This is a genomic window from Sulfitobacter aestuarii, assembly GCF_042685005.1.
Taxonomy (GTDB): domain Bacteria; phylum Pseudomonadota; class Alphaproteobacteria; order Rhodobacterales; family Rhodobacteraceae; genus Sulfitobacter; species Sulfitobacter aestuarii.
This window is the reverse complement of sequence record NZ_JBHUMP010000004.1, coordinates 38,619-65,093: the sequence shown is the minus strand read 5'-3', so window position 1 is coordinate 65,093 and position 26,475 is coordinate 38,619. Positions and strand designations below refer to the sequence as shown.

General features: G+C 61.9%; 28 protein-coding genes and 1 tRNA gene. 18 read left to right on the top strand and 11 right to left on the bottom strand.

Annotation, left to right across the window (positions count from 1 at the left end; genetic code table 11):
- Positions 1-109 precede the first annotated feature (109 nt).
- The 3 genes from typA to ACFSUD_RS06805 all read right to left on the bottom strand — a co-directional run bounded on the left by typA (position 110) and on the right by ACFSUD_RS06805 (position 3,160).
- Positions 110-1,927 carry a translational GTPase TypA gene (gene typA / locus ACFSUD_RS06815; RefSeq protein WP_386372745.1) on the bottom strand — a complete coding sequence of 606 codons (1,818 nt, stop codon included), beginning with the start codon at positions 1,925-1,927 and terminating at the stop codon, positions 110-112.
- 431 nt (positions 1,928-2,358) lie between these two features.
- A complete protein-coding gene (locus ACFSUD_RS06810; protein WP_386372743.1) occupies positions 2,359-2,691 on the bottom strand; it encodes a DMT family transporter in 333 nt (110 codons plus the stop codon).
- Positions 2,692-2,701: 10 nt separating this feature from the next.
- Complete coding sequence (locus ACFSUD_RS06805; RefSeq protein ID WP_386372741.1) at positions 2,702-3,160, bottom strand: Lrp/AsnC family transcriptional regulator; 459 nt, start codon at positions 3,158-3,160, stop codon at positions 2,702-2,704.
- A 120-nt stretch (positions 3,161-3,280) separates the two neighbouring features.
- Here ACFSUD_RS06805 and ACFSUD_RS06800 point away from each other — a divergent pair, with 120 nt between their 5' ends.
- Positions 3,281-3,487 carry a DUF6356 family protein gene (locus tag ACFSUD_RS06800; protein ID WP_386372739.1) on the top strand — a complete coding sequence of 69 codons (207 nt, stop codon included), beginning with the start codon at positions 3,281-3,283 and terminating at the stop codon, positions 3,485-3,487.
- A 91-nt stretch (positions 3,488-3,578) separates the two neighbouring features.
- On the opposite strand, the gene ACFSUD_RS06795 is transcribed toward ACFSUD_RS06800, so the two are convergent.
- The 4 genes from ACFSUD_RS06795 to ACFSUD_RS06780 all read right to left on the bottom strand — a co-directional run bounded on the left by ACFSUD_RS06795 (position 3,579) and on the right by ACFSUD_RS06780 (position 6,384).
- The gene (locus tag ACFSUD_RS06795) at positions 3,579-4,793 is read right to left on the bottom strand and encodes an NADP-dependent isocitrate dehydrogenase (protein ID WP_386372738.1); all 1,215 of its coding nucleotides are present in this window, start codon (positions 4,791-4,793) and stop codon (positions 3,579-3,581) included.
- A gap of 105 nt (positions 4,794-4,898) precedes the next feature.
- On the bottom strand, positions 4,899-5,483 hold the full coding sequence (locus ACFSUD_RS06790) for an HD domain-containing protein (RefSeq protein WP_386372736.1): 585 nt from the start codon (positions 5,481-5,483) through the stop codon (positions 4,899-4,901).
- Positions 5,480-5,731 carry a hypothetical protein gene (locus ACFSUD_RS06785; protein WP_386372734.1) on the bottom strand — a complete coding sequence of 84 codons (252 nt, stop codon included), beginning with the start codon at positions 5,729-5,731 and terminating at the stop codon, positions 5,480-5,482. The genes ACFSUD_RS06790 and ACFSUD_RS06785 overlap by 4 nt, the downstream gene beginning before the upstream one ends.
- Positions 5,731-6,384, bottom strand: coding sequence for an alpha/beta hydrolase (locus ACFSUD_RS06780; protein WP_386372732.1), 654 nt, complete (start codon positions 6,382-6,384; stop codon positions 5,731-5,733). Before ACFSUD_RS06780 ends, ACFSUD_RS06785 begins: the two co-directional genes overlap by 1 nt.
- Positions 6,385-6,556: 172 nt before the next feature.
- On the opposite strand from ACFSUD_RS06780, the gene ACFSUD_RS06775 reads away from it, so the two are divergent.
- From ACFSUD_RS06775 to ACFSUD_RS06730, 10 genes are all read left to right on the top strand, one after another.
- Positions 6,557-7,018 (top strand): Fe-S cluster assembly transcriptional regulator IscR, encoded by a 462-nt coding sequence (locus ACFSUD_RS06775; protein WP_386372731.1) that lies wholly within the window; start codon positions 6,557-6,559, stop codon positions 7,016-7,018.
- Positions 7,019-7,124: 106 nt separating this feature from the next.
- The gene (locus ACFSUD_RS06770) at positions 7,125-8,165 is read left to right on the top strand and encodes a cysteine desulfurase family protein (protein ID WP_386372729.1); all 1,041 of its coding nucleotides are present in this window, start codon (positions 7,125-7,127) and stop codon (positions 8,163-8,165) included.
- A gap of 36 nt (positions 8,166-8,201) precedes the next feature.
- Positions 8,202-9,725: a Fe-S cluster assembly protein SufB gene (gene sufB / locus ACFSUD_RS06765; RefSeq protein ID WP_386373004.1), complete on the top strand. Its 1,524-nt coding sequence runs from the start codon at positions 8,202-8,204 to the stop codon at positions 9,723-9,725.
- Between the two features lie 80 nt (positions 9,726-9,805).
- On the top strand, positions 9,806-10,561 hold the full coding sequence (gene sufC / locus ACFSUD_RS06760) for a Fe-S cluster assembly ATPase SufC (RefSeq protein WP_386372727.1): 756 nt from the start codon (positions 9,806-9,808) through the stop codon (positions 10,559-10,561).
- Positions 10,562-11,842 carry a Fe-S cluster assembly protein SufD gene (sufD, locus tag ACFSUD_RS06755; RefSeq protein ID WP_386372725.1) on the top strand — a complete coding sequence of 427 codons (1,281 nt, stop codon included), beginning with the start codon at positions 10,562-10,564 and terminating at the stop codon, positions 11,840-11,842. It begins immediately after the preceding gene.
- Entirely contained in the window at positions 11,842-12,327 is a 486-nt protein-coding gene (locus ACFSUD_RS06750; RefSeq protein WP_386372723.1) for a YIP1 family protein, read from the top strand. Before sufD ends, ACFSUD_RS06750 begins: the two co-directional genes overlap by 1 nt.
- Entirely contained in the window at positions 12,324-12,914 is a 591-nt protein-coding gene (locus ACFSUD_RS06745) for a YIP1 family protein (RefSeq protein ID WP_386372721.1), read from the top strand. Before ACFSUD_RS06750 ends, ACFSUD_RS06745 begins: the two co-directional genes overlap by 4 nt.
- Positions 12,907-14,127 (top strand): cysteine desulfurase, encoded by a 1,221-nt coding sequence (locus ACFSUD_RS06740; protein ID WP_386372719.1) that lies wholly within the window; start codon positions 12,907-12,909, stop codon positions 14,125-14,127. The genes ACFSUD_RS06745 and ACFSUD_RS06740 overlap by 8 nt, the downstream gene beginning before the upstream one ends.
- 52 nt (positions 14,128-14,179) lie before the next feature.
- Positions 14,180-14,256: transfer RNA gene (locus tag ACFSUD_RS06735), tRNA-Arg, on the top strand.
- A 107-nt stretch (positions 14,257-14,363) separates the two neighbouring features.
- Positions 14,364-15,542 carry a L,D-transpeptidase family protein gene (locus tag ACFSUD_RS06730; protein WP_386372717.1) on the top strand — a complete coding sequence of 393 codons (1,179 nt, stop codon included), beginning with the start codon at positions 14,364-14,366 and terminating at the stop codon, positions 15,540-15,542.
- Positions 15,543-15,588: 46 nt separating this feature from the next.
- Here ACFSUD_RS06730 and ACFSUD_RS06725 read toward each other — a convergent pair whose 3' ends face one another.
- On the bottom strand, positions 15,589-16,158 hold the full coding sequence (locus ACFSUD_RS06725) for a YcbK family protein (RefSeq protein ID WP_386372715.1): 570 nt from the start codon (positions 16,156-16,158) through the stop codon (positions 15,589-15,591).
- Between the two features lie 343 nt (positions 16,159-16,501).
- Here ACFSUD_RS06725 and ACFSUD_RS06720 point away from each other — a divergent pair, with 343 nt between their 5' ends.
- From ACFSUD_RS06720 to ACFSUD_RS06705, 4 genes are read left to right on the top strand one after another with little or no spacing between them, the layout of a single operon-like run.
- Positions 16,502-18,109 carry a L,D-transpeptidase family protein gene (locus ACFSUD_RS06720; RefSeq protein ID WP_386372713.1) on the top strand — a complete coding sequence of 536 codons (1,608 nt, stop codon included), beginning with the start codon at positions 16,502-16,504 and terminating at the stop codon, positions 18,107-18,109.
- A gap of 27 nt (positions 18,110-18,136) precedes the next feature.
- A complete protein-coding gene (gene lpxD / locus ACFSUD_RS06715; RefSeq protein ID WP_386372711.1) occupies positions 18,137-19,228 on the top strand; it encodes a UDP-3-O-(3-hydroxymyristoyl)glucosamine N-acyltransferase in 1,092 nt (363 codons plus the stop codon).
- 33 nt (positions 19,229-19,261) lie between these two features.
- Positions 19,262-19,519 (top strand): acyl carrier protein, encoded by a 258-nt coding sequence (locus ACFSUD_RS06710; protein ID WP_386372709.1) that lies wholly within the window; start codon positions 19,262-19,264, stop codon positions 19,517-19,519.
- 6 nt (positions 19,520-19,525) lie between these two features.
- A complete protein-coding gene (locus ACFSUD_RS06705; protein WP_386372707.1) occupies positions 19,526-20,734 on the top strand; it encodes a beta-ketoacyl-[acyl-carrier-protein] synthase family protein in 1,209 nt (402 codons plus the stop codon).
- A gap of 62 nt (positions 20,735-20,796) precedes the next feature.
- On the opposite strand, the gene ACFSUD_RS06700 is transcribed toward ACFSUD_RS06705, so the two are convergent.
- Genes ACFSUD_RS06700 through ACFSUD_RS06690 form a run of 3 tightly spaced genes read right to left on the bottom strand, consistent with a single transcriptional unit; the run spans position 20,797 to position 23,139 of the window.
- Entirely contained in the window at positions 20,797-21,876 is a 1,080-nt protein-coding gene (locus tag ACFSUD_RS06700; RefSeq protein WP_386372705.1) for a methyltetrahydrofolate cobalamin methyltransferase, read from the bottom strand.
- An 11-nt stretch (positions 21,877-21,887) separates the two neighbouring features.
- The gene (locus tag ACFSUD_RS06695) at positions 21,888-22,817 is read right to left on the bottom strand and encodes a methylenetetrahydrofolate reductase (RefSeq protein WP_386372703.1); all 930 of its coding nucleotides are present in this window, start codon (positions 22,815-22,817) and stop codon (positions 21,888-21,890) included.
- A gap of 25 nt (positions 22,818-22,842) precedes the next feature.
- Positions 22,843-23,139 (bottom strand): virulence factor, encoded by a 297-nt coding sequence (locus tag ACFSUD_RS06690; protein ID WP_386372701.1) that lies wholly within the window; start codon positions 23,137-23,139, stop codon positions 22,843-22,845.
- A 336-nt stretch (positions 23,140-23,475) separates the two neighbouring features.
- Here ACFSUD_RS06690 and ACFSUD_RS06685 point away from each other — a divergent pair, with 336 nt between their 5' ends.
- From ACFSUD_RS06685 to ACFSUD_RS06675, 3 genes are all read left to right on the top strand, one after another.
- Complete coding sequence (locus tag ACFSUD_RS06685) at positions 23,476-24,372, top strand: DUF2189 domain-containing protein (RefSeq protein WP_386372699.1); 897 nt, start codon at positions 23,476-23,478, stop codon at positions 24,370-24,372.
- Positions 24,373-24,563: 191 nt separating this feature from the next.
- Entirely contained in the window at positions 24,564-25,679 is a 1,116-nt protein-coding gene (locus ACFSUD_RS06680) for a Ppx/GppA phosphatase family protein (RefSeq protein ID WP_386372697.1), read from the top strand.
- On the top strand, positions 25,679-26,407 hold the full coding sequence (locus ACFSUD_RS06675) for an RlmE family RNA methyltransferase (RefSeq protein ID WP_386372695.1): 729 nt from the start codon (positions 25,679-25,681) through the stop codon (positions 26,405-26,407). The genes ACFSUD_RS06680 and ACFSUD_RS06675 overlap by 1 nt, the downstream gene beginning before the upstream one ends.
- Positions 26,408-26,475 lie beyond the last annotated feature (68 nt).

The following is a 26,475-nucleotide window of genomic DNA, read 5'->3' as shown; positions in this document are numbered from 1 at the left end:
GCACGTTCCTCACAATCCCTATGCACATCAAGGGCATATAATGAGAAAGGGGCCCCGTCGGCATATGTTCCGACGAGGCCCCTCTTTCAAGATAAAGCCATTGTGACGGTCAGCCTGCCTTGGCCATCCGCTTGCGTTCATGAGGATCGAGATAGCGTTTGCGCAGGCGGATTGCGTTGGGCGTTACCTCGACCAGTTCGTCATCATCGATATAGGCAATCGCTTCTTCGAGGCTCAGCGAAATTGGCGTCGTCAGACGCACGGCGTCGTCGGTCCCCGAGGCGCGGACGTTGGTCAGTTTCTTGCCTTTCAGCGGGTTCACCTCGAGATCATTCTCCCGGCTGTGCTCGCCGATGATCATGCCGGTATAGACGTCGGCCTGTGCGCCGATCATCATCTTGCCGCGCTCCTCGAGGTTCCACAAAGCATAGGCCACCGAGGTGCCGTTCTCCATCGAGATCAGCACGCCGGCGCGGCGGCCGGGGATCGGGCCTTTGTGCGGGGCCCAGCCGTGGAACACGCGGTTGAGCACGCCGGTGCCGCGTGTGTCGGTGAGAAATTCGCCGTGATAGCCGATGAGCCCGCGCGAAGGCACATGCGCCACGATCCGGGTCTTGCCCGCACCGGCGGGTTTCATCTCGACCAACTCGCCCTTGCGTGCGCCGGTGATCTTTTCGATTACCGAACCGGAATATTCGTCATCGACGTCGATCGTGGCTTCCTCAATTGGCTCGTGACGCACACCGTCGATGTCGCGGAACAGAACCTGCGGACGCGAGATGCTGAGTTCGAATCCCTCGCGGCGCATGTTCTCGATCAACACGCCCATCTGCAATTCACCGCGTCCGGCGACTTCGAAAGCCTCGCCGCCCGGTGTGTCGGTGACCTTGATCGCGACGTTGGATTCGGCCTCTTTCAACAGCCGCTCACGGATCACCCGCGACTGAACCTTCTTGCCATCACGGCCCGCCAGGGGCGAGTCGTTGATGCCGAAGGTGACGGTGATGGTCGGCGGGTCGATCGGCTGCGAGGGCAGGGCCTCGGTGACCTGCGGCGCGACGATGGAATCGGCGACGGTTGCCTTGGTCATGCCGGCCAGCGAAACGATGTCGCCGGCTTCGGCCATGTCGATGGGCTGCTGCCCGAGGCCGCGGAAAGCGAGAATCTTGGTGCAGCGGAAGTTTTCGATCAGCGAGCCGTCGCGGGCCAGCGCCTTGACGGTTTCGCCGGCTTTCAGCGTGCCGGATTCGACGCGTCCGGTCAGCAGGCGGCCAATGAAGGGGTCACTGCCCAGGGTCGTCGCCAGCATACGGAAGGGTTCGTCACGCGCGCTCAGCTGCTTTGGAGCGGGAACGTGATCGACAATCAGATCGAAGAGGGCGGAGAGATCCTTGCGCGGACCGTCCAGCGTCATGTCAGCCCAGCCGGACCGGCCCGAAGCATACATCGACGGAAAATCGAGCTGATCGTCATCGGCACCGAGATTGGCGAAAAGATCGAAACATTCATCGAGTGCGCGGTCGGGCTCCCCGTCTGGTTTATCGACCTTGTTGACCACGACGATCGGTCGCAGCCCAAGGGCCAGTGCCTTTGACGTCACGAATTTGGTCTGCGGCATCGGGCCTTCGGCCGCGTCAACGAGCAGGACCACGCCATCGACCATCGAGAGAATACGCTCGACCTCACCACCGAAATCGGCGTGGCCGGGCGTGTCGACGATGTTGATGCGGGTGTTCTTCCATTCCACCGAAGTGGCCTTCGCCAGGATCGTGATCCCGCGTTCGCGCTCGAGATCGTTGCTGTCCATGGCGCGTTCAGTTGTTGCCTGATTCTCCCGGTAGGTACCGGATTGCTTGAGCAACTCGTCCACCAGAGTGGTTTTGCCGTGGTCAACGTGAGCGATGATTGCGATGTTTCGCAGGTCCATGAAGTCAGCCTTTGTCAGGGAATTGCCGCGCCCATACCGCGCTGCGCCGCAGAATACCAGCCAAATATGCGATTTCGGTGAAAGAGGTAACGACTGTGTTATGTACTGTCAGCTTCGCTTCGGCCTGACCAGCGCCAGCGAAGTTCGATGTCGGCCGCACCGACGTGTGGCCCGAAGGGCCGATTTGCTCACGCTATCGGGCGATGCTTAACCCAGTCCGAGAAGCGCCAGCACCGCCAGGACTACGACCACCAACCCGACGAGATAAATGATGCCACCCATGATCTTTCCTCCAATTTCAGATTATCCGGAGAAGCAGACGGGGGAACCCGGTCGTCAGCGCCGGCCTAAACAATGTGAGGGACCAACCGCTTGCGCTGCGTGATGGTTCCCGCTTTTATCGGGATTGACCGACGCGCTGCCGCCCCGCTTCAATGGGGTGTCGCGTTGGAAAAGAGATGGATGATTGCGATACCGAGGATGATCAGCGACAGGCCGAATACCGCGGCCCAGTCCAGTTTTTGTCCGAAGACCGCGAAGCCGATGGCCGCGATCAGCACGATCCCGATGCCCGACCACAGTGCATAAACCACCCCGACCGGCATCACCTTGAGCGTGATCGACAGCAGGTAAAAGGAGATTGCATAGGCGATCACGACGAGTACCGAGGGCCAGAGCCGGGTGAATTGCTGGGAGGCTTGCAGGGCTGTGGTGCCCACGGTTTCGGCCAGCACGGCAAAGGCCAGGATCAGATAAGCAGGCATGATGTCTTCCTCACAACGGCAATTCGGTCGTCTCCTTGATCTCTTCCATCACGAAACTCGCGGAGACATCGGAAAGCGGTACTTTGCGGATCAGCGATTGATACAACCGATCATAATCCGCCATATCCCTGACCCGGGCGCGGATCAGATAGTCGAGATCCCCGGTCATCCGGTCGACCCCGAGGATCTCCGGCATGGATTTGGTCGCATCAGAAAATCGTACCAGCCAGTCTGGCGCATGGGCATTGGTGCGGATCTGCATGAAGACTGTCAAGCTCAACCCGAGCCGGTCGGCATCAAGCAGCGTGACGCGTCCCTTGATCACCCCGGCAGCTTCGAGTGCGCGAATGCGCCGCCAGCAGGCATTGCGGGACAGGTTGACCTTGTCGCCCAACCGGTCGAGCGACTGGCTGGCGTCACGTTGCAGTTCCACCAGAATGCGGCGGTCGGTATCATCGATTGTTATCATTATCTATCTTAACTCGGGAGGATTTCACGTCGCCAGCAGAAATTCGTTGAGAATTGGGAATTAATCTCGCGGATGGAACGCTAGGCTGGCGCTGAACCGTAGATACAGGAGTTCTTGCCGATGTTCGCCCGCATTTTTCTCAGCCATCCCGCCCAAGTCGAGGAAACATTCCTCGAACACATGCATTTTGCGATGAAATTTGCTGCCCTGCTTTTTGCTGCGGGCGGGGCGGCGCTGGTGCATGCGCTGATTCCCTGTCTGTTCGAGAAGACCGCCAGCAAAATCATCGCGCGGCTTTATGAACGGACGCAGTCTCGCGGGGCGTGATGCAGCTTCGCCTTGATGAGTTCAGAGCCCGTCATCTCATCGAAAGCAGCAGAGAAACGAAAAGAGCCGCATCGCTGCGGCCCTCCTGAACTCAGCCCTGCAGGGCCTTGTTGAGATTCTCGTCGACCTTTTCAAGGAAGCCCATGGTGGTGAGCCATTTCTGGTCGGGACCGACCAGGAGGGCGAGGTCCTTGGTCATGTGGCCGCTTTCGACCGTGTTCACCACGACCTTTTCGAGCGTCTCGGCAAAGTTGATCAGGGCTTCGTTCCCATCGAGCTTGCCGCGATGCTTGAGGCCACCGGTCCAGGCGTAGATCGAGGCGATCGAATTGGTCGAGGTTTCCTCGCCCTTCTGGTGCTGACGATAATGACGGGTCACGGTGCCATGCGCCGCTTCGGCCTCGACGATCTTGCCGTCCGGGGTCATCAGTTGGCTGGTCATCAGCCCGAGCGAGCCGAAACCCTGCGCCACGGTATCGGACTGCACGTCGCCGTCATAGTTCTTGCAGGCCCAGACATAGCCGCCCGACCATTTCATCGCCGCGGCGACCATGTCGTCGATCAGGCGGTGCTCGTAGGTGATGCCCTTCTTCTTGAATTCCTCGGCGAATTCGGCGTCGAAGATCTCCTGGAAGATATCCTTGAAGCGACCGTCATAGGCTTTGAGGATGGTGTTCTTGGTCGACAGATACACCGGCCAACCACGCGCAAGACCGTAATTCATCGACGCGCGTGCAAAGTCGCGGATCGAGTCGTCGAGGTTGTACATCGCCATGGTAACGCCGGAGGAGGGCGCGTCGAAGACTTCCTTCTCGATGGTCTCGCCATCCTCGCCGACGAATTTGATCGTCAGCTTGCCCTTGCCCGGAAAGCGGAAATCGGTGGCGCGGTATTGATCGCCGAAGGCGTGGCGTCCGACCACGATCGGCTGGGTCCAGCCCGGCACAAGGCGCGGCACGTTGCGGCAGATGATCGGCTCGCGGAAGATCACGCCGCCGAGGATGTTGCGGATCGTACCGTTGGGCGAGCGATACATGCGCTTGAGACCGAATTCCTCGACACGGGCCTCGTCCGGCGTGATCGTCGCGCATTTGACGCCGACACCGTATTTCTGGATCGCATGGGCCGCATCGACGGTGATCTGATCGTCGGTCTCGTCCCGCGCCTCGATACCGAGGTCGTAATATTTGAGATCGATGTCGAGATAGGGGGTGATCAGCTTCTTCTTGATGAAGTCCCAGATGATCCGGGTCATCTCATCGCCATCGAGCTCGACGACGGGATTTTCCACCTTGATCTTAGTCATGCAGATTTCCTTCGGGTTGGTGTGGCTTTGCGCGCCGTGTAGCGCAAAACGCAGGGGAGGGGAAGATGGTATACAAGTGCATACCGAAACCGGGCCGCGCCGCGTTCAGAGGGCGCCCTGCGCGAAGAAGGCGGTGATCCGGCGCTTCGCATAGGTCCAGAGACCGGGCGCACCGCGGGTGATCTTGGCGGCGATACGGGTTTCGATATCCTGGGGCGTGACCTTGTAGTCGATCCAGCTGCCGCCCCCGCTGGCGAGGTTCTGCATCGGCGGCTGGAAACGGTCGAGCGATTTGGCGAAGCGGGCCGAGGGCGTCTCGGCCGCCTCGAATTCCTCCCAGATGGCGCGCAGCTCATCACGTAGATCGTCCGGAAGCAGGCCGAAGAGCCGTTCCGCCGCGAGCTGTTCCTGCTGCTCGACAACGGTCTGGTCGAAATCACCGTAGATCGGGTTGTCGCCTGCGTCGATCTCCACAAGGTCATGCAGGATCAACATCCGGATCACCCGGTCGATCTCGACCTGCGGACCCGCCTGATCGGCCAGTACCAGCGCGTAAAGGCACAGGTGCCAGGAATGTTCCGCCGAGTTTTCGGGGCGCGACCCGTCGCAGAGCGTGGTGGCGCGCAAGGTCGATTTCAGCCGGTCGGCCTCGTTCAGAAAGGCGATCTGCTGGTCGAGCCGCAGGGTCATTGCGCCCCGGAGGCGGGGGCGCTCTGGGCGCGGTATTCCCGCAATCTGCGTGCCAGCAGGGCGCGGCCCTTCTGCTCGGCCATCCGTGTACGGATCGCGGTCAGGAAAGCTTCTTCCAGCGTCTGGGAGGAAGTGCCAAGCTCGGCCCCGATCTCCATGAACAGCCGGTCGTTGCCGATCTCCGACTGCACGGCCAGACATTCCTCCGCCAGCTTGTTGGCCATCTCGATGACGGCGGCATCGGCCATCAGCGCGTGCTCTCGGTCAGCCGCCGCTTCACGTAGTCGGAGGTAGAGGCGATCAGCGTGTCCATATGCGGTTCCTCGAAGAAATGGCCCGCGCCTTCGATTTCCTGATGGGTGATGGTGATGCCCTTCTGCTCGTGCAGCTTGCTGACCAGGTTCACCGTATCAGCGGGCGGCGCGACGCGGTCGGCGGTGCCGTTGATGACCAAACCGGAGGCCGGACAGGGCGCGAGGAAGGAGAAGTCATACATGTTCGCCGGGGGCGCAACCGAGATGAAGCCAGTGATTTCCGGGCGGCGCATGAGCAATTGCATGCCGATCCAGGCGCCGAATGAGAAGCCCGCGACCCAGCAATGTTTGGAATTGTTGTTCATCGACTGCAAATAGTCGAGCGCGCTGGCCGCGTCCGACAGCTCGCCGATGCCCTGGTCATATTCGCCCTGGCTGCGCCCGACGCCGCGGAAATTGAACCGCAGCACCGTGAAGCCCATGTTATAGAACGCGTAATGCAGGTTGTAGACAACCTTGTGATTCATCGTCCCGCCGAATTGCGGATGCGGATGCAGCACGATGGCAATCGGCGCGTCACGTTCCTTCTGCGGATGGTAGCGGCCTTCGAGGCGGCCTTCGGGTCCGGGAAAAATAACCTCGGGCATGGGCGTCCCTGTTTGGGGTTCTGAAGGCAAGACGAATAGTTGACGAATTCGCTAGGACACCTTAGAACGGTTCTAATCTTGCGCGCACAGGCTTTGTGCGGGTCAGGTTTCGGACTTAGGCATTTCGCGCGGCCGCGTCAATCGAGTGGCGTGCCCGGTTGGGGGAAAAGGCATGAAGCTGTCGACCAAGGGTCGCTATGCCATGGTGGCGCTGGCCGATATCGCATTGCAGTCGGACAATGCCCTGGTCTCGCTGGGGGATATTTCCGAACGCCAGTCGATCTCGCTGCCCTATCTCGAGCAATTGTTCGTCAAGCTGCGGCGTGCCGAGCTCGTCGCTTCGGTGCGCGGCCCCGGCGGCGGCTATCGCCTCGCGCGTCCGGCGGTGGAGATCCGGGTGGTGGAGATCCTGGCGGCGGTCGATGAGACACTCGATGCGATGCACAAGGGGGCAGGCGCCTCCGGCGGGCTGTCGGGGAGCCGCGCGCAATCCCTCACCAACCGGCTCTGGGAAGGGCTGAGCGCGCATGTCTATGTATTCCTGCACCAGACGCGACTATCCGATGTGATCAGCAACGGCATGGTGCCCTGTCCGGCGGTGCCGCATCTCTTTGCCGTGGTGGATGAATCATGAGCAGAACAGGGCGCAGCGGCATGGATCCGGCGTTTTGCCGCGTGGCGACGGCGACCGGGGGCCAGCCCCCGTACCCCCGGAGTGTTCGGAGCATAAAGAAGACGCGATGAGGGCCTATCTGGATCATAATGCCACCATGCCGTTGCGCACCGAGGCGCGCGCCGCGATGGTCGCGGCGATGGATGTCATCGGCAATCCTTCGAGCGTGCATGCCGAGGGGCGCGCGGCCAAGGCGTTGATCGAGCGCGCGCGCGCTCAGATCGCCGCGACGATGGGGGCAGAGGAGGCGGATGTCGTCTTTACCTCCGGTGCGACCGAGGCTGCTGGTCTGGCGCTCGCGGGGCGTGACCTGCGCGGGTCGAGGGTCGAGCACGACGCGGTGGCTTCCTGGGTGCGCAGTGATCTGCCGGTGGATGCACAGGGCCAGGTGACCGTGACGGATCCCGGTGGCGCGACGTTGCAATGGGCGAATTCGGAGACCGGCGTTGTGCAGGACCTGCCGCAGGATCTGGCGGTCAGCGACATGACCCAGGGATTTGGCAAGCTGCCCTGTGACTTCACCGCTTCCGGTGTGCGCATGGCGTTGATTTCTGCGCATAAGCTCGGCGGACCGAAAGGCATCGGTGCGCTGGTGTTGCGGCGCGGGCAGGAGGTGCCTGCGCAGATCAGGGGCGGCGGGCAGGAGATGGGACGTCGCTCGGGCACCGAGAACCTGATCGGAATTGCCGGATTCGCTGCGGCGGCCGAGGCGGCGACGCGGGATCTGCTGGGGGGTCGTTGGGACGAAGTGGCGCATCTGCGGGATTTGCTTGAGGAGGCCCTTGCAGCCGCCTCAAGCCCGACTATTTTTATAGGGAAAGATGTCCGCCGTCTGCCCAATACCTCCTGTATCATGACACCGGGCTGGCGCGGCGAGACCCAGGTGATGCAGATGGACCTGGCCGGATATGCCGTGTCGGCGGGTTCGGCCTGTTCGTCCGGCAAGGTGCGCGCCAGCGCCGTGTTGCGCGCGATGGGTCATAATGACACAGAGGCCGCCAGTGCCATCCGGGTGTCGCTGGGGCTGGAGACCAGCCGGGAAGATGTCTTGCGTTTCGCCGATGCGTGGATCGCCAAGATGAAGAAACATGTAATGCGGGCTGCGTGAACGCGCCCTCGGGAAAGGATTGAGACCTTGGAAAATGTGATCGTCAAAGAACATGACGGCGTCAAAGAGGGCGTCGATCAGGAAACCGTGGATGCCGTGCGCGAGGTTGGCGGCAAATACAAGCACGGCTGGTCCACCGATATCGAGATGGAATATGCGCCGAAAGGGCTCAACCACGATATCGTGCGGCTGATCTCGGAGAAGAACGAGGAGCCGGAATGGATGACCGACTGGCGCCTTGGTGCCTATGAGCGGTGGCTGACCAAGGAAGAACCGGAATGGGCGATGGTCCATTATCCGAAGATCGACTTCCAGGAACAGTATTACTACGCCCGCCCGAAGAGCATGGCGGTGAAGCCGAAGTCGCTGGATGATGTCGATCCCAAGCTGCTGGAGACCTACAAGAAGCTTGGCATTCCGCTCAAGGAACAGATGATCCTGGCGGGTGTCGAGGGGGCCGAGGATGCACCGGCCGAGGGGCGCAAGGTGGCGGTCGATGCGGTGTTCGATTCCGTATCCGTCGGGACGACCTTCCAGGAGGAGCTGAAAAAAGCCGGGGTGATCTTCTGCTCGATCTCCGAGGCGATCCGCGAACATCCCGAGCTGGTGAAGAAATATCTCGGCACCGTGGTGCCGGTGAATGACAATTTCTACGCCACGCTGAACTCGGCGGTTTTCTCGGACGGCTCTTTCGTCTACGTGCCTCCGGGCGTGCGCTGCCCGATGGAATTGAGCACCTATTTCCGCATCAACGCGGAGAATACCGGCCAGTTCGAGCGCACGCTGATCATTGCCGACAAGGGCTCCTACGTGTCCTATCTCGAGGGCTGCACCGCGCCGCAGCGCGACGAGAACCAGCTGCATGCCGCGGTGGTGGAGATCATCGTCGAGGAAGACGCCGAGGTGAAATATTCCACGGTGCAGAACTGGTATCCGGGCGATGAGAACGGCAAGGGCGGGATTTACAACTTCGTGACCAAGCGGGCCGATTGCCGGGGCGATCGGGCCAAGGTGATGTGGACGCAGGTCGAGACCGGCTCGGCCGTGACGTGGAAATACCCCTCCTGCATCCTGCGCGGCGATGACAGCCAGGGCGAATTCTACTCGATCGCCATCGCCAACAACATGCAGCAGGCTGATACCGGGACCAAGATGATCCACCTCGGCAAGCGCACCAAGTCGCGTATCGTCTCGAAGGGGATTTCGGCGGGCAAGGCGCAGAACACCTATCGCGGGCTGGTCTCGATGCACCCGAAGGCCAAGGAGAGCCGCAACTACACCCAGTGTGACTCGCTGCTGATCGGCGATAAATGCGGGGCGCATACGGTGCCCTATATCGAGGTCAAGAACAACAGCAGCCGGGTCGAACACGAGGCCACCACCTCCAAGGTCGATGACGATCAGCTGTTCTATTGCCGGTCGCGCGGCATGGACGAGGAAGAGGCCGTCGCACTGGTGGTCAACGGTTTCTGCAAGGACGTGCTGCAGGCATTGCCGATGGAATTTGCCATGGAGGCCCAGGCGCTGGTGGCGATCTCGCTTGAAGGGTCGGTGGGCTGATCCCGACCTGACATCGGGCGTCGTGACGCCCGGGACATTACTGACATTGCGGCGCGTGACGCCGCCAGAAGGAGCATGACATGCTGAGCATCAAGGGCCTGACGGTCGAACTCGAAGAAGAAGAAAAGCAGATCCTCAAGGGCGTGGATCTGGAAGTCGAAGCCGGAAAGGTCCATGCGATCATGGGGCCGAACGGCTCGGGCAAGTCGACGCTGAGCTATGTGCTCTCCGGCAAGGGGGGCTATGAGGTCACCGGCGGATCCGCGACGCTGGAAGGTGTCGACCTGCTGGAGATGGAACCCGAAGAACGCGCCGCGGCAGGGCTGTTTCTGGCTTTTCAATACCCGGTGGAGATCCCCGGCGTCGGCAACATGACCTTCCTGCGCACCGCGGTAAACGCGCAGCGCAAGGCGCGCGGCGAGGAGGAGATGTCGGCCTCCGACTTCCTCAAGCTGATCCGCGCCAAGGCCAAGGAGCTCAAGATCGATGCGGACATGCTGAAACGTCCGGTCAACATGGGTTTCTCGGGCGGTGAGAAGAAACGCAACGAGATCCTGCAGATGGCGATGCTGGAGCCGAAGATGTGCATCCTCGACGAGACCGACTCCGGTCTTGATGTCGATGCGATGAAGCTGGTGGCCGAGGGGGTCAACGCGCTGCGCGATGCGGGGCGCGGCTTCCTCGTCATCACCCATTACCAGCGTCTGCTCGATCACATCAAACCGGATGTGGTGCATATCATGGCCGATGGCCGCATCGTGAAATCCGGCGGGCCGGAGCTGGCGCTTGAGGTCGAGAACAACGGATATGGTGATATTCTCGCCGAGGTGGCTTAAATGGCACTGGCAGAATTGAAACAGAACGCCACCGACGCGATGCTCGCGGGGCTGGAAATGCCGGGCGGCGGCTGGAGCCGGGCCGCACGGGAAGATGCGCTGGCGCGGTTGCGCAGCATGGGTCTGCCCGGGCGGCGCGATGAATATTGGAAATTCACCCGTCCCGATACGCTGACCCAACCCGATCCTGTGCCCGCCGCGGTCTTCGTGCATGACGAGGCGCCGCTGTTCGACGAGATGGACCGGCTGAAGCTGGTGTTCGTCGACGGTGTCTTTGACGTCGAGGCTTCCGACGATCTGGCGCTCGAAGGCATCCGGATCGAAAGGCTTGCCGCGGCGGACAGCGATCTGCATTGGGCGCGCGACCTTTACGGAACGTTGGAATCGCGCGGCCAGACGCCGGTGCAGCGTCCGTTGGCAGCGCTCAATACCGCATTTGCGCTGGACGGGATCCTTATCCATGTCACGGACCGGGTGAGCAAGCCTGTGAACCTGATTTACCTCCATGAATCAGATACTTCCGACGCAATCCTGCACCATTGCATCAAGCTCGATGCCGGGGCCGAAATGACCCTGCTCGAGAATGGTCCGGCGGCGGCGCGGCTCAACATGGTGATGGAGGTCGAGGTGGCCGATAAGGCGCGGTTCCATCATGTTCGCGCCCAGGGGCGCGATCATGAACGGCGGGCGGCGACACATATCTTCGCCCGGCTGGGCCGTGAATCCTCGTTCAAATCCTTCACCGTCACCGTCAACGGGCAGATGACGCGCAACGAATGCGTGATCGAACTCACCGGCGACGATGCCAATGCCCATGTGGCGGGCGCCTGTGTCGGCGATGGGGCGTTTCATCATGATGACACGGTTTTCGTTAGCCATGACGCGGTGAACTGCGAGAGCCGTCAGGTGTTCAAGAAGGTGCTGCGCAACGGAGCGACCGGCGTGTTCCAGGGTAAGATCCTGGTCAAGGAAGGCGCGCAGAAGACCGACGGCTATCAGATCAGCCAGTCACTTCTGCTCGATGAGGACAGCCAGTTCCTCGCCAAGCCGGAGCTCGAAATCTATGCCGATGACGTCGCCTGTTCGCATGGCTCGACATCGGGCGCGATCGACGAGGAGGCGCTGTTCTATCTGCGCGCCCGTGGCATCGAGCGGAGCGAGGCGACCGATCTGTTGACCATGGCTTTCCTCGCCGAGGCGGTGGAGGAAATCGAGACCGAAGAGCTGCGCGACGAAATCAACGGGCGGCTTGCCTCCTGGCTGGACCGTCGCCGCGGCTGATGGCGGCAACCCGCGATATTCTGGCCACCTATCGAGGGCCAGCCGCGGTGGTCCGGCGCCTTCTGGCGCCGGGCCCGCGGGAAGACCGGGCGTTGATCTATCTGATGATCGCCTGCCTGATCATTTTCGTGGCGCAGACCCCGCGACTGGCCAGAGAGGCGCATCTGACCGGGACCGAGCTCGACATGCTGCTCGGGGCGACGCTCATGGCGTGGCTGTTCATCGCGCCGCTGCTGCTCTACGTCCTCGCCGGGGTAAGTCATCTGGTTGCCCGACTGCTCGGCGGCAGGGGCAGCTTCTACAACGCGCGTCTGGCGTTGTTCTGGGCACTGCTGGCCTCTTCGCCGCTGATCCTTCTGCACGGGCTGACGGCCGGTTTCGTCGGCCCCGGGATCGAACTCAGCATCGTCGGGCTGCTCTGGCTCTGCGTGTTTCTCTGGTTCTGGATCGGTGGCTTGCTGGTGGCCGAAAGGAAAGCTTCATGAATGTCGCGGCTCTCGCGCCGCTGGTGCAGGCAACTCTTTTCACCCCGCGCCAGGCGGCGGCGGTGATCCTTGCCTATCGTCCGGGGCGCGATGTGCTCTGGACAGCGTTGGCGCTGGTGGCGGCGCTCAACACGCTGATTCTGGTGCTATTGCTCGCGGCCTCGCCGCCGCAGATGGCATTGCCGGGTTATTTCGAGGCGCCGCTTGCACTGTTCTTCCTGCTTACCGGACTGCTGGTCATCTATGTCTACGCGCTTTATTGGGCCGGGTGGGCCCTGGGCGGGCAGGGGGATATCGACACTGTCCTGATGCTCGTCATCTGGCTCCAGTCGCTGCGCGCCGCGGCACAGCTCGCCATTCTGCTGATCGCGTTGCTGCTGCCGCCGCTCGGGATGATCCTGTCGCTGATGGTCGCAGTTTGGGGCGTCTGGATCCTGCTGAACTTCATCGTGACAGCGTTGCAACTGCCGACGCTGTTCCACGCCATCGCAACTCTGGTTGTCGCCGGAATCGGCCTGATCCTCGGACTCGGCCTTCTGATCTCCTTCATCGGCATCACTGCCCAAGGATTACTGCCCCATGTATGATGTCACCGAAATCCGCTCGCATTTTCCGATCCTGTCACGTCAGGTGAACGGCAAGCCGCTGGTCTATCTCGACAACGGTGCCTCGGCGCAGAAGCCGCAGGTGGTGATCGACGCGATTACGCAGGCGTATTCCATGGAATACGCCAATGTTCACCGAGGGTTGCATTATCTTTCCAACCTGGCGACCGACAAGTATGAGGCGGTGCGCGGCACCATCGCGCGCTTCCTCAACGCCGCATCCGAAGACGAGATCGTGATGAACACCGGCGCGACCATGGGGATCAACACGATCGCCTATGGCTGGGCCATGCCGCGGATGCAGGCGGGGGACGAGATCGTGCTGAGTGTCATGGAGCATCACGCCAATATCGTGCCCTGGCATTTCCTGCGTGAACGGCAGGGCGTTGTTCTCAAATGGGTCGATGTGGACAGCACCGGCGCGCTGGACCCCCAAGCGGTGATCGATGCTATCGGCCCGCGCACCAAGCTGGTCGCGATCTCGCATCTTTCCAACGTCCTGGGCACCAAGGTCGATGTGAAAACCATCACCGAGGCGGCGCATGAGAAGGATGTGCCGGTCCTCGTGGACGGCTCGCAGGGCGCGGTGCATATGCCGGTCGATGTCCGGGAAATCGGCTGTGACTTTTATGCGATTACCGGCCACAAGCTCTACGGCCCCTCGGGCTCCGGCGCTATCTATATCAAATCCGAGCGCATGGCCGAGATGCGCCCGTTCATCGGCGGCGGAGACATGATCCGCTATGTGACCAAGGAAAACGTCACCTATAACGATGCACCGATGAAATTCGAGGCCGGCACGCCGGGGATCGTCGCGACCATCGGCCTCGGCGCGGCACTTGATTACATGATGTCCCTCGGAATGGAGAACATCGCGGCCCATGAGGACCGGCTGCGTGACTATGCGGTCGCGCGGCTCGACGGGCTCAACTGGTTGCAGCAGCAGGGCACGACCAAGGACAAGGCCGCGATCTTCAGCTTCACGCTGGAAGGCGCGGCCCATGCCCATGACATCTCCACCATTCTTGACAAGAAGGGCGTCGCGGTGCGCGCCGGGCATCATTGCGCCGCGCCGTTGATGACCCATCTCGGGGTGACTGCGACCTGTCGCGCGTCATTCGGTCTCTATAATACCGAGGCCGAAGTTGACGCGCTTGTCGAGGCGCTGGAACTGGCGCGGGAACTCTTTGGCTGATCGCCAATTTTCCGTTTGCAGGGGGCGGGAAGCCTAGCTATACCGCCCCCATGGACCGTTAGCTCAGCTGGATAGAGCGCTGCCCTCCGAAGGCAGAGGCCAGAGGTTCGAATCCTCTACGGTCCGCCAATTTTCCTTTTATCTCAAATCGATCCGATGATAGTGTCACACCTGCGCGGGAGGAACAATTCGTCATCCGATGGCGTTGACCTGCAAACAATGAGCAGGAAGCCCCGATGAAATTGTCTTGTACCGCCCGTCTGCGGCTCGCCGCGCTCCCCATGATTGCCATGTTGGCCGGTCCCGCCCTCGCCGAAGAACCGATCGTTACTGAATCGCAGCTCGAGGAATTGCTGCGCCGGGCGAATGAACAGGACAGCATCGGCACGACGCCGCTGCCTCCGGTCGAAGAGAGCGCAACCGGGGATGGCACAGCGGATCAGGGAACGGCGGTACCTTCGCGCGCCGATAAGGTGAATCACCGGATCCCGAATCCCGAGGAGATCGACGCCGCCGAGTACCGCGATCAACCGCTGCCCGAGGGGCGCTCGGCCCTGACCGTGAAGCTACAGGTGCTGCTCGACCGCGCCGCCATGTCGCCGGGAGTGATCGATGGATATTCCGGCGGCATGACCGGCACGGCCCTGCGCGCTTTCGAACGTCAGCAGAACCTGCCGGTGGACGGTGTCCTTGACGGCGAGGTCTGGGACGCGCTTGGCGGGGCGCAGGTCGGTCAGGTGACCAAGGCGCATGTGATTTCGCCAGCCGACGTATCGCAACTGACCCCCGGTCCCTTGCCAAACGATTACGCCGAGTTGGCAAAGCTCGACCGTATCGGCTTTACCCGTGTGTCGGAGGCAATTGCCGAACAATATCACATGGACGAGGACTTCCTCATCGGTCTCAATCCGGGGCTCGATTGGGTCGCAGGGGAGACGGTGACCGTCGTCGATGTCACGCGGCGCCGCGAAGATGCGCCGCTGGCCCGGATTGTCATCGACAAGCCGCGCTCGCGGCTCCAAGCGCTCGATGTCAACGGTCGGGTGCTCTCCGACTATCCCGTCACCATTGGCTCTGACGGGACGCCTTCGCCGAGCGGGACCCATCTGGTAACTGCCGTGGCGCCCGATCCGACCTATAGCTACAATCCGGATGTGAATTTCCAGCAGGGCGACAATACCGAGTTTCTCACCCTGCCGCCGGGACCGAACGGGCCGGTTGGCTCGACATGGATCGACCTCGACAAGCCGACCTACGGGTTGCACGGCACTTCCGAACCTTCGAAATTGTTCACCAACCAGAGCCATGGCTGCGTGCGCATGACAAATTGGGACGCGGGCGAACTCGCGCGGATGGTCACGTCCCGTATGCAGGCGGATCCGGGTGTCGAAATAGAAGTTGTATTCGTGGAATGAAAAAAGCGCCCCGCAGGGCGCTCATTTCAAGGTAATATGACCGGGTTCAACCGCCCCAAGACCGTACGGAACCACAATCCATATGCGTGAAATTGGAGCCGGAATAACGCCCGACACCGCCGCCACGGCACGCTATCGCCGCCTTGGCGACCTGGTGCACCGTCCGCGACCCGAGCCGCAGGTCGGCGGCCTGACCGCGCATGTGCAGGGAGTTTTTCGCCACCCCGCGCGAGCGGGACCGCAGCATCGCGTTGGTCTTCGGACTGCGGTAGCCAGAGAGCAGCATATAGGGTTCGCTGACATCCAGAAGGTTGTGCGACGCCGCCATGATATCCACCGTGCGCAGGTCGATATTCTTGACGTCATCGGTGCGCCAGTCACGCATGAAGTGATTGATTTCCTTGACCGCATCCTTGATATACTGGCCTTCGATCCAGTAAATCATGTCGAGCCGTTCACCCGTACGGCCCGAATACATGCGGATACGTCGAACGTCGCCCGCGCCGCGCAGGAATCCTGCGGCATTGGCGAATGTCGGTGCGGCTGTCACTGCAGTAGCCGCGAAGGCGCCGAGAACGGCGCGTCGGGTCATGCCCGAAGAGCTGATGCCTGTCATGTCTTTCTGTCCCGTCGTCTGCCTACAATGTGTCCATGATGTTACACGGGCACTTCATCTCTTCCCCAGATGCAACATGGTTATTGCATAGCGGGAAAAATGAACCAAGTACTGAATCCGGATGGTTCCATCTGCCAAAAATTTTCGGCAATTTTTCGCGCATATCGGGTCCATTCAGCACGCGTTTTCGCCAATCCGAGCGGCTTTTGCGCATCACTTTACCCGTTGTTTACTTGGCTGGTGCGAATGTGAATGGACTTGATCCGGGGCATTTCGGACAAGGGTTAGGCTATGCCGGTATCCTTTATTGCTGGCCACATGCTCGGGGGAAAGAATGACAGGTATGGGTCTCGCATCGATGCGCCGCGGTTTCGCGGTGCCGGGTCTGCTGTCCCTCTTGCTCAGCTTGCCGATCGCCTCTGGCGCGGTTGCGCAGGTGACCCCGTTCAAACAGGCGGTAGCCGAAGCGGCGGCAGAGGACAGCGATATCGCCGGGTTCTACCGCGAGAATGAATATGCCCCGCTCTGGACCGGAACCGGGGACGGCGACCGGGCGCGCCGCGCCGAGCTTCTGCGGGCTATCGAAAATGCCGAAGCGCACGGGTTGCCGGTCGCCCGCTACGATCCTGCCGGGCTCGTCGCGCAGCTTGGCGCGGTGCGCAGCGAGCGTGACAGGGGGCTGGCCGAGGTGGCGATGAGCCGGGTCTTCCTGCAATATGCCCGGGACATCCAGACCGGCGTACTGATCCCGTCGCGCATTGACCGTCAGATCGTGCGCGAAATCCCCTATCGCGACCGCGGTGCCTATCTCGCCAGTCTGAACACCACCGCGCCGGCGGCATTGTTCCGCGGGCTGCCGCCGCGAACCATCGAATACAACGCATTGCTGAAGGAGAAGCTGACGCTGGAGAGGTTGCTTGCCGCAGGCGGCTGGGGGCCCACAGTCCAGTCGGGCACCCTGCGTCCCGGCGACACTGGCAAAGAGGTGCTTTCTCTGCGCAACCGGCTGATCTCGATGGGTTTTCTGGACCGCACCCTGACCCAGAGCTATGACGAGACGATGACCACAGCGGTGAAATCCTTTCAGCTGGCGCATGGTCTCAACCAGGACGGTATCGCCGGGCCGGAGACGATGCGCCAGATCAACAGCGGGGTCGAGACAAGGCTGCAATCGGTGATCGTCGCGCTCGAGCGGGAGCGATGGCTGAACCTCGACCGCGGGGATCGTCACGTCCTCGTCAACATCCCCGATTTTTCCGCAAGGATCATCGACAATGGCAAGGTGACCTTCTCGACCCGCTCCGTCGTCGGGGCCGCGCGCGATGACCGGCCCACGCCCGAATTTTCCGACCGCATGGAATTCATGGTGATCAACCCGAGCTGGTATGTGCCGCGCTCGATCGTCACGAAGGAATATCTGCCGCAGCTCAAGCGCAATCCCTATGCCGTGCGTCATATCGAGGTCACCGACCGGCAGGGGCGCAAGATCAATCGGGGTGCGGTGAATTTCAACAATTACAATGCCCGCAACTTTCCCTTCTCCATGCGCCAACCGCCAAGCCACGACAATGCGCTCGGGCTGGTCAAGTTCATGTTTCCGAACAAGTACAATATCTACCTGCATGACACCCCGGCCAAGAGCCTGTTCCAGCGCGATGTCCGGGCCTTCAGCCACGGGTGCGTACGGCTGGCCGATCCTTTCGAATTCGCCTATGCGCTGCTGGCCCCGCAAAGCGACGATCCCGAGGGACTCTTTCATGCCAAACTCAATACCGGTCGCGAAACGCGGGTCAATCTCGAACCGCCGGTGCCTGTGCATCTGATCTACCGGACCGCCTTTACCAATGCCCGGGGCCAGACTGAGTATCGTGCCGATATCTATGGCCGGGACGCGCGGATCTGGTCGGCGCTCAGCAAGGCAGGGGTGGCATTGCGTGCCTATCGGGGGTAGATCCGGTCCCTGAAACGGGGGAAGACAATGACCTATACGATTGACGAGATCGCAGCGGCGCTTGGTGCAGAAACCGCGGGTGACACTTCTCTTCGTGTCAACCGGCTCGCCGAACCGGCAGCCGCGGGGGCCGTCGATCTCGCCCTGGCGATGGATCCCAAATATGCCGCGGGGCTCTCCGAGGGACGGGCGCAGGCTGCCATGCTCTGGCCCGGAGCCGATTGGCGCGGACTGGGGCTCAAGGCGGCAATCTTCCCGGACCGGCCGCGTTTCGCCATGGCCGGGGTGACGCGGATGATGGACCGCGGTCAGGGCTTTGCATCCGGGATTCATCCAAGTGCCGTGATCGATCCCGGTGCCGAGCTGGCAGCGGATGTCAGCGTTGGACCGCTTAGCGTCATTGCCGCCGGGGTCCGGATCGGCGCAGGCAGCGTGATCGGGCCGCATTGCCATATCGGGCAGGATGTCACGATTGGAAAGGACGCGTTTCTGCGCGAGATGGTCAGCATCGGTGCCCGGGCGGTAATCGGGGATCGGTTCATTGCCCAACCCGGCGCGCGGGTGGCCGGAGATGGCTTCTCCTTCGTGACCGCCGAACCGTCGAACGTCGAATCCGCCCGCAAGACCCTCGGGGATCAGGGCGAACGTAAGGCGCAGCCCTGGACACGTATTCATTCGCTCGGCTCCGTGGAGATCGGCGACGATGTCGAAATCGGGATGAACGCCACGATCGATTGCGGCACCATCCGCAACACAATCATCGGCGATGGCAGCAAGCTCGATAACCTCGTCCATCTTGGCCATAACGTGGTGGTCGGGCGCAATTGCCTGCTCTGCGGCCAGGTCGGCGTCGCGGGTTCGGTGGTGATCGGGGACAATGTCGTGCTCGGCGGTCAGGTCGGGGCGAGCGACAATATTTTCATCGGCGACGGGGTGATCGCCGGCGGCGGGACCAAGCTGCTGTCCAACGTGCCGGCAGGACGCACGATGCTGGGCTATCCGGCTACCGCGATGGACAAGCAGATGGATATCTACCGCGCGCTGCGTCGTCTGCCGCGCGCCCTGCGCGATATCGCTGCATTGCAAAAGACGGTTTCAAAACCCGACGGAGATGCCTAGATTTCGCCGCGACGAAGCAGGGGAATATCATCGATGAACATCAGAGACCAGGTGATCGCGATCATCGCCGAACAGGCGGTGCTCGAACCGCAGGATATCGGCATGGAAAGCTCGCTGGACTCGCTGGGGATCGACTCGCTCGGTTTGGTGGAAAGCATTTTCGCCATCGAGGAGGCCTTTGACATCAACGTACCCTTCAACGCCAACAACCCGGCCGAAACGGCCTTCGATATCTCCACCGTCGGCGCCATCGTCGCCGGGGTCGAGGGGCTGAAGGCGGCGCAGGGGTAACGGGTCGTGAAACGCGTGGTGATCACCGGGGCGGGCACGATCAACGCTTTGGGGCATTCGGTACCTGAGACATTCGCGGCGATGCGCGAGGGGATTTGCGGGATCGGGCCCTTGGATATGCGTGATGTCGATCGTTTGTCGATACGCATAGGCGCGCAGGTGCGCGGCTTTGATGGCGATGCCCGGTTCGACCGACAGCAGCGCACCCTATATGATCGTTTCACCCAATTCGCCCTTACCGCTGCGCAGGAGGCGGTCGCGCAATCCGGGCTCGAGTTCGATGGTGACCTTGCAGGCCGTTCGGGCGTGGTGCTCGGTACGGCCGGGGGCGGCGTCGGCACTTGGGACGACAATTATCGTGCGGTCTATGAAGAGCGACGCAACCGGGTGCATCCCTTCACCGTGCCACGGCTCATGAACAATGCCGCAGCAGCGCATCTCAGCATGGCCTGGAATCTGCAGGGCCCGTCTTTCACCGTTTCGACCGCCTGCGCTTCCTCCAATCACGCGATGGCGCAGGCCTTTGCGCTGGTGCGGTCGGGCATGGCCCCGGCCATGCTCACCGGCGGGTCCGAGGCGATGCTGTGTTTCGGTGGTGTCAAGGCGTGGGAAGGGCTGCGGGTGATGAGCCATGATGCCTGTCGTCCGTTTTCCAGGGACCGCAGCGGGATGGTGCAGGGTGAGGGCGCGGGGATTTTCGTCTTCGAGGAATATGAGCATGCCCGGGCCCGCGGCGCCGATATTCATTGCGAGGTCGCGGGTTTCGCCATGACATCGGACGCCAGCGATATCGTCATGCCGAGCCGGGACGGTGCCGTACGCGCGATGCGCGGGGCGCTGGCGGATGCCGGGATCGCGCTGGAAGCGGTCGGCTATATCAACGCCCACGGCACCGGCACCGCTGCCAACGACCGAAGCGAATGCGCCGCCGTGCGGGAGGTGTTCGGCGACCATGCCGAAAACTTGATGATCTCCTCGACCAAATCGATGCATGGGCATCTGATCGGCGGCACCGGCGCCGTCGAACTGCTGGCCTGTATCATGGCGCTGCGCGATGGCGTGATTGCGCCAACGATCGGCTATCGTGAACCCGACCCGGAATGCGCGCTCGACGTGGTGCCGAACATGGCCCGCGAGACGCAGGTCGATGTGGCGCTCAGCAATGCCTTTGCCTTCGGCGGGATGAACGCGGTGGTGGCTCTGCGCGCGATCTGAACCGACGCCTGTCTGCAAACGGCGCCCCGGCCATCGGGACGCCAACCGTTCTGTCTTGCGGATCAGGCCCGGCGACGTCCGCCGACACGCCCGCCGCGACCGCGACCTTCCTGCCCGGCCTTCGGGGCGACCTTATTGAACTTGATCCATTCCGTTCCGTGCGGATCACGATCGAAGAGGAAATTGGCGGCGCGGATGGCCTCCATCTCCTTGCCCGCCCGCGGCTTGGTCGATCCGAGGCCGAACAGGGTGACGAAGGTTTCGTCATCCATGTCCGCGGGCAGGATGATCCCCGAGGCCGCGATCTCCGCTTTCTTCTCCGCGATCCTGGTGGCGTTGATCGGCACTGCCACCGGGTTCATGATCGCCGAGGTCATGCCTGCACCCATGGCCATCGGGAGGAAAGCGTTGTTGATGCCGTGCCGGTTGGGCAGGCCGAAGGAGATGTTGGAGGCGCCGCAGGTGGTGTTGACCCCGAGCTCATCGCGCAGTCGCCGCACCAGCGTGAACACCTGATGACCTGCCGTCGCCATGGCGCCGATCGGCATGACCAGCGGATCGACCACGATGTCATGCGCCGGGATGCCGAAATCGGCGGCGCGTTCGACGATTTTCCTGGCCACCGCGAAACGTACGTCGGGGTCTTCTGAAATGCCGGTGTCGTCGTTCGAGATCGCCACCACGGGCACGTTGTATTTCTTCACCAGAGGCAGCACGAGCTCCAGCCGTTCTTCCTCGCCGGTCACCGAATTCAAGAGCGGTCGGCCCTCACAGGCCTCGAGCCCGGCCTCAAGCGCGCCCGGCACCGAGCTGTCGATACAGATCGGAACATCGACCACCGATTGCACGACCCTGATCAGCTCGGGCATCAGCGTCGGTTCGACAAAGTTGTTGTCGGCATAGCGCGGGTCTTCGGCCATCTTGTTGGAAAATACCGCGCCCGAGTTCACATCCAGCACCGTCGCGCCTGCGGCGACCTGGGCAATGGCATCGGCCTCCACGCGGGAGAAATCGCCGCGCTCCAGCTCTTCGGACAGGATCTTGCGGCCCGTGGGGTTGATCCGCTCGCCAATCACGCAGAACGGCTGGTCAAAGCCGATAATGGCGGTCTTGGTCTTGGATTCGACGATGGTACGGGTCATTCTACTGTCCTTCAGGAAACGTTTGCAGGGGTGGTCGCGCGGCCACCGTTGTCGATGGCCCATTGCGCATTGGTCTTGATCCCGCCGAGCGGGAAGAAATGCACATGGGTGATGTTGAAATCGGGGTTCGCAGCCCTGTGCGCGGCCAGTTCGGCAACGACGTCGGTCGGCTCATAGGGCAGCAGCAGTTTGGTCACGTCCATGGCGCGTTTCTGCAACACCTTGAGCGAGGGGCCGACACCGCAGGCGATGGCGAATTTGATCAGCGTCTGCAGCTTCGCCGGACCGGCGATGCCGATGTGGATCGGCAGGTCGATGCCCGCGTGTTTGAGACTGTCGGCCCATTCGATGATCGGCCCGGCCTCGAAGGCGAATTGCGTGGCAATGGCCATTTTCGCATCCGTGCGCTCGGAAAAGCCCTGTTTCCACTTCAAGGCGCTGTCAACCTTGAGACGCGTGCCGTCGAGATCGATGTCGCGGTTGCCTTCGGGGTGCCCGGCGACGTGCAGGCGCTCGAAACCGTGTTTGTCGAACAAACCGGTTTCCATCAACTGCATGGAATCGGAGAAATCTCCATGCGGATCGGTCACGCCGCCGGCCAGCAGCAGCGCCTGTTTCACATCCGCCTCGCCCTGATACATGGCGATCCAGTTTTCCAGCGTCGCGCGGTCCTTGATGATCCGGGCCGGGAAATGCGGCATGACCTTGAAGCCATCGGCATTGAGGCGTGCGGCGGTGGCGACCATGTCCTCGATCGGGGTGCCTTCGATATGGGCGATATAGACGCGGGTGCCCTCGGGCAGCAGATCGCGGAAATTCTCCACCTTCTCGGCGGTGCGCGGCATCACCTCGATCGAGTAATCCTGCAAGAAGGCCTCGACCTCGGCGTTGGGCTGCTGCGGGGCAGGGGCTTCCTTGCGGCGGAAGTTTAACAGGGACATGATGTTATCCTTGAACATGGAGGGCTCAGGCCCAGCCGTCGTTGGCAATCAGGGTCTTAAGGCGGTCGTTGTCGTATTCGGTATCGAGGCGAGTGACCTCGGCATCGGCCACGGCCTCGGGCTCGCCCGCGACCTCGACGGGGTCGGCCTTGCGCCATTCCGCCAGATAGGCGTCGCTATCGCGCGCGTTGACCTTCATCGCGGCGCGGTCGATGGCCTGTTCAAAGCGCTCGGGCAACGGTCGCTTTGAGCCGCGCCGCCCCTTGCCGACGATCACCTGTGCCGGAATATCGCGCCAATAGACGATTGTGACTTCTGGCATCTCCACCTCCCTGCGCCCTGCGTCCTTTGCCCTCTCTAAGCGAAAGCGTAACTTCTCCGAAGGCTGATTTCGACAAGTAGCGCGCGATGTGCGACGTCGAAGGATCAAAATCGTCGCCGGAGACCGGATGATCGGGGGTCCGACCCCGCCACTGATCTCTGCGCGCCGCCGCAATGCCCTGCCGGGCGGCCTGCGCAACCATCAATCGATGCTCCGTCAGAATGCGCGACAAATCCTTGTTATTATGGTAGGATCGAAATCATTCGTTGCCTGTCTGCCGTTACGGCTCCGGATCGCAAACGATCCCAACACATGCTTGCAGTGAGGAAAATCAATATGGTTCGTACTATCGGAAATCCGCTGTCCTGGACGGCCGCGGCCTTTGGCCGGGGCGCGCATCGTGTCGGGGTCGGGACCAGCGAGCTTGGCGGCGAACACGGCGCCGTCGTGCAGATCAGGGATTTGACGGCCGATGACGTCAAGCTGGCCCTGCGCAAGGGGATGGAAGATTTCACCGCTCTGCGCACCGACGTGATCTTCATCGTGCTGATCTATCCGGTGCTCGGTCTGCTGCTGGTCTGGTTCGCTCTCAACACCAATCTGCTGCCCTTGGCCTTCCCGCTGATCTCGGGCTTCGCGCTGCTCGGACCGGTCGCGGCGATCGGGCTCTACGAGATGAGTCGGCGTCGGGAGTTGGGGATGGAAACGAGTCTCGGTGATGGTTTTGCGGTGATCAACAGCCCGGCTTTCGCGCCGGTGCTGGTGCTTGGCTTCTATCTCTTCGCAATGTTCGTCGCCTGGATGATCAGCGCCTATTATATCTACTATCTGACCTTGGGACCGGAGGCGCCGAGCTCGATTTCGGGCTTCATCTCCGATATCTTCACGACCGGCGCAGGCTGGGCGATGCTGATCATCGGGGTGATTGTCGGCTTCTTCTTCGCAGCCCTGGTGCTGGCAACCAGCGTGGTGTCCTTCCCGCTGCTGATCGACCGCCATGTCGGTGTGCCCCATGCGGTCGTGACCTCCATGGAGTTGACCAAGCGCAATCCCGGCACGGTCGCGCTCTGGGGTCTGGTCGTGGTCGTCATGCTGGGGATCGGCGCGGTGACATTTTTCATCGGCATGATCATCGTTCTGCCGGTGCTCGGTCACGCCACCTGGCATCTCTACCGACGCGCGGTGGTGCCGCTGGAACCGGCGGCGCCGGAACCCGAGGTCATGCCCAGCTAGTATTTTTCGACCTTTCTTGAACGGCAGCGAGGGCGGTCCACGGGCCGCCCTGAGCGTGCGAGTGCCCTATAAATGACGTCAGGTCAGCCCGACTGGCGGCGCGCGCAGGGCCGCCGAGCCCGTCGTTGGCGCTTGCAGAGGTCCCTTCCAGGCATTACTTTGGAGGCAACTCGATATGAAAGGCGCGACCCATGGCGCCAAAGCGTCCCACAGGTGCGGGCGCGCTCGACAGAATACCGGCTCTGAGCCCCGCGCCAGTACCGCCCGGATCGTCAGACCTATACGCGGCCCTTGATCTGGGTACCAATAGCTGCCGCATGTTGATCGCTCAGCCCAAGGGCAGCGGTTTTCATGTGGTCGATTCCTTCTCGAAATCCGTCCAGCTCGGGTCGGGGCTCGAGAAAACCGGGCGGCTCTCGCGCGGATCGATGGCGCGCACCATTCAGGCATTGCGGATCTGCCAGCAAAAGCTGCGGCGTAACAAGGTACGCCGCATGCGGCTCGTCGCCACCGAAGCCTGCCGTCGCGCGCTCAACGGGGCCGAGTTCATGGCCCGCATTCAACGCGAGACCGGACTGAAGCTTGATATCATCAAACCAGAGGAAGAGGCGCAGCTCGCGGTGATCTCCTGCGCACCGCTGGTCAGTCGCAAGACCGAGAACCTGCTGGTGGTCGATATCGGCGGCGGATCGACCGAGTTGGTGTGGATCGACATCAAACACGTGCCGGGCGCCGATCGTGCGCAGTCGATCATGCGGCTGCATGGCGGTTTCAAACAGGCGGTCTCGGATATTCCGGCCGCCAAGGTGGTGGATTGGATCTCGGTTCCGCTGGGCGTGGCGACACTGCGCGATCAGTTTTCCGACGTGGAGGATGACGCGGCGCGTTTCGCGCTGATGTCCTGGTTCTTCGAGGAGAACCTGACCGAATTTACGCCCTATCAATCGGTTCAGCCGCAGGAGCGGTTCCAGATCGTCGGCACCTCGGGGACCGTGACGACCGTCGCGGCGAGCCATCTCGGGCTCAAGAGGTATGACCGCACCAAGGTCGACGGGCTGCGCATGACCTCCGCGCAGATCGACAAGGTGATTCATTCCTACCTGGCAATGGGGCCGGGGGGGCGGCGTGCGGATCCGCGCATCGGTCAGGATCGGCAGGCGCTGATCATGTCGGGCGCGGCGATCCTGCAGGCGCTGATGCGCTGCTGGCCGACCGATCGGCTGTCAGTTGCGGATCGCGGTCTGCGCGAAGGCCTGCTATATGCGCAGATGAGCGCCGATGGCGTATTGGAAGAGGGGGCCTTTTGATGGCCAAGACACCGGACGGCAAGAACACTTCTGGACGCGGTCAGCGCGAGTTGAAAGTGAAGGTGAAATCGGCCCGCGGCCGCAAGCTCAGCTCGACGCGCTGGCTGCAGAGGCAACTGAATGACCCCTATGTGAAGCGCGCCCGCGCCGAAGGTTATCGGGGTCGCGCGGCCTATAAGATCATGGAGCTCGACGACAAGTATCGCTTCCTTGTGCCCGGCGCCCGTGTCGTTGACCTCGGCGCCGCGCCGGGCGGCTGGTGCCAGGTCGCGGTCAAACGCTGCAACGTGCTCGGCGAAAAGTCCGGCAAGGCGGTGGGGACGATCCTCGGCGTCGATCTGCAGGAGATGGAGCCCATCGCCGGATGCGAATTGCATCAGCTTGACTTCATGGAGGACGATGCCGATCTCAAGGTCAAGGAATGGCTCGGCGGCAAGGCCGATGTGGTGATGTCGGACATGGCCGCCGCGTCCTCTGGGCATAAACAGACCGATCATCTGCGAATCATCGCGCTCTGCGAGGCGGCCGCCTTTTTCGCCTTCGATGTGCTGGAAGAGGGCGGCACCTTCGTTGCCAAGGTTCTGGCGGGCGGTGCCGAGGGGGATCTTCAGAAATTGCTGAAACAGCGTTTCACCAAGGTCGCGAATATCAAACCACCGGCAAGCAGGGCGGATTCCTCGGAAAAATTCGTCGTGGCCAGCGGTTTCAAGGGCGCCGGGGCGGAATAGCAATTTTCTTTTCTCTTGCCTGAATATCCCGATGCAGGGACACTGAGGTCAATTGGGGAGAAGCAAGT

Bases quoted from the DNA above. Each gene is read 5' to 3' on its own strand.
- ACFSUD_RS06780 (WP_386372732.1), bottom strand. From the start codon at position 6,384: ATGCCCGAGGTTATTTTTCCCGGACCCGAAGGCCGCCTCGAAGGCCGC.
- ACFSUD_RS06710 (WP_386372709.1), top strand. From the start codon at position 19,262: ATGAACATCAGAGACCAGGTGATCGCGATCATCGCCGAACAGGCGGTG.
- ACFSUD_RS06795 (WP_386372738.1), bottom strand. From the start codon at position 4,793: ATGACTAAGATCAAGGTGGAAAATCCCGTCGTCGAGCTCGATGGCGAT.
- ACFSUD_RS06685 (WP_386372699.1), top strand. From the start codon at position 23,476: ATGGTTCGTACTATCGGAAATCCGCTGTCCTGGACGGCCGCGGCCTTT.
- ACFSUD_RS06720 (WP_386372713.1), top strand. From the start codon at position 16,502: ATGGGTCTCGCATCGATGCGCCGCGGTTTCGCGGTGCCGGGTCTGCTG.
- lpxD (WP_386372711.1), top strand. From the start codon at position 18,137: ATGACCTATACGATTGACGAGATCGCAGCGGCGCTTGGTGCAGAAACC.
- ACFSUD_RS06775 (WP_386372731.1), top strand. From the start codon at position 6,557: ATGAAGCTGTCGACCAAGGGTCGCTATGCCATGGTGGCGCTGGCCGAT.
- ACFSUD_RS06675 (WP_386372695.1), top strand. From the start codon at position 25,679: ATGGCCAAGACACCGGACGGCAAGAACACTTCTGGACGCGGTCAGCGC.
- ACFSUD_RS06785 (WP_386372734.1), bottom strand. From the start codon at position 5,731: ATGGCCGATGCCGCCGTCATCGAGATGGCCAACAAGCTGGCGGAGGAA.
- ACFSUD_RS06730 (WP_386372717.1), top strand. From the start codon at position 14,364: ATGAAATTGTCTTGTACCGCCCGTCTGCGGCTCGCCGCGCTCCCCATG.
- ACFSUD_RS06810 (WP_386372743.1), bottom strand. From the start codon at position 2,691: ATGCCTGCTTATCTGATCCTGGCCTTTGCCGTGCTGGCCGAAACCGTG.
- ACFSUD_RS06725 (WP_386372715.1), bottom strand. From the start codon at position 16,158: ATGACAGGCATCAGCTCTTCGGGCATGACCCGACGCGCCGTTCTCGGC.
- sufC (WP_386372727.1), top strand. From the start codon at position 9,806: ATGCTGAGCATCAAGGGCCTGACGGTCGAACTCGAAGAAGAAGAAAAG.
- ACFSUD_RS06690 (WP_386372701.1), bottom strand. From the start codon at position 23,139: ATGCCAGAAGTCACAATCGTCTATTGGCGCGATATTCCGGCACAGGTG.
- ACFSUD_RS06695 (WP_386372703.1), bottom strand. From the start codon at position 22,817: ATGTCCCTGTTAAACTTCCGCCGCAAGGAAGCCCCTGCCCCGCAGCAG.
- ACFSUD_RS06680 (WP_386372697.1), top strand. From the start codon at position 24,564: ATGGCGCCAAAGCGTCCCACAGGTGCGGGCGCGCTCGACAGAATACCG.
- ACFSUD_RS06745 (WP_386372721.1), top strand. From the start codon at position 12,324: ATGAATGTCGCGGCTCTCGCGCCGCTGGTGCAGGCAACTCTTTTCACC.
- ACFSUD_RS06740 (WP_386372719.1), top strand. From the start codon at position 12,907: ATGTATGATGTCACCGAAATCCGCTCGCATTTTCCGATCCTGTCACGT.
- sufD (WP_386372725.1), top strand. From the start codon at position 10,562: ATGGCACTGGCAGAATTGAAACAGAACGCCACCGACGCGATGCTCGCG.
- ACFSUD_RS06790 (WP_386372736.1), bottom strand. From the start codon at position 5,483: ATGACCCTGCGGCTCGACCAGCAGATCGCCTTTCTGAACGAGGCCGAC.
- ACFSUD_RS06750 (WP_386372723.1), top strand. From the start codon at position 11,842: ATGGCGGCAACCCGCGATATTCTGGCCACCTATCGAGGGCCAGCCGCG.
- typA (WP_386372745.1), bottom strand. From the start codon at position 1,927: ATGGACCTGCGAAACATCGCAATCATCGCTCACGTTGACCACGGCAAA.
- ACFSUD_RS06805 (WP_386372741.1), bottom strand. From the start codon at position 3,160: ATGATAACAATCGATGATACCGACCGCCGCATTCTGGTGGAACTGCAA.
- ACFSUD_RS06800 (WP_386372739.1), top strand. From the start codon at position 3,281: ATGTTCGCCCGCATTTTTCTCAGCCATCCCGCCCAAGTCGAGGAAACA.
- ACFSUD_RS06700 (WP_386372705.1), bottom strand. From the start codon at position 21,876: ATGACCCGTACCATCGTCGAATCCAAGACCAAGACCGCCATTATCGGC.
- ACFSUD_RS06770 (WP_386372729.1), top strand. From the start codon at position 7,125: ATGAGGGCCTATCTGGATCATAATGCCACCATGCCGTTGCGCACCGAG.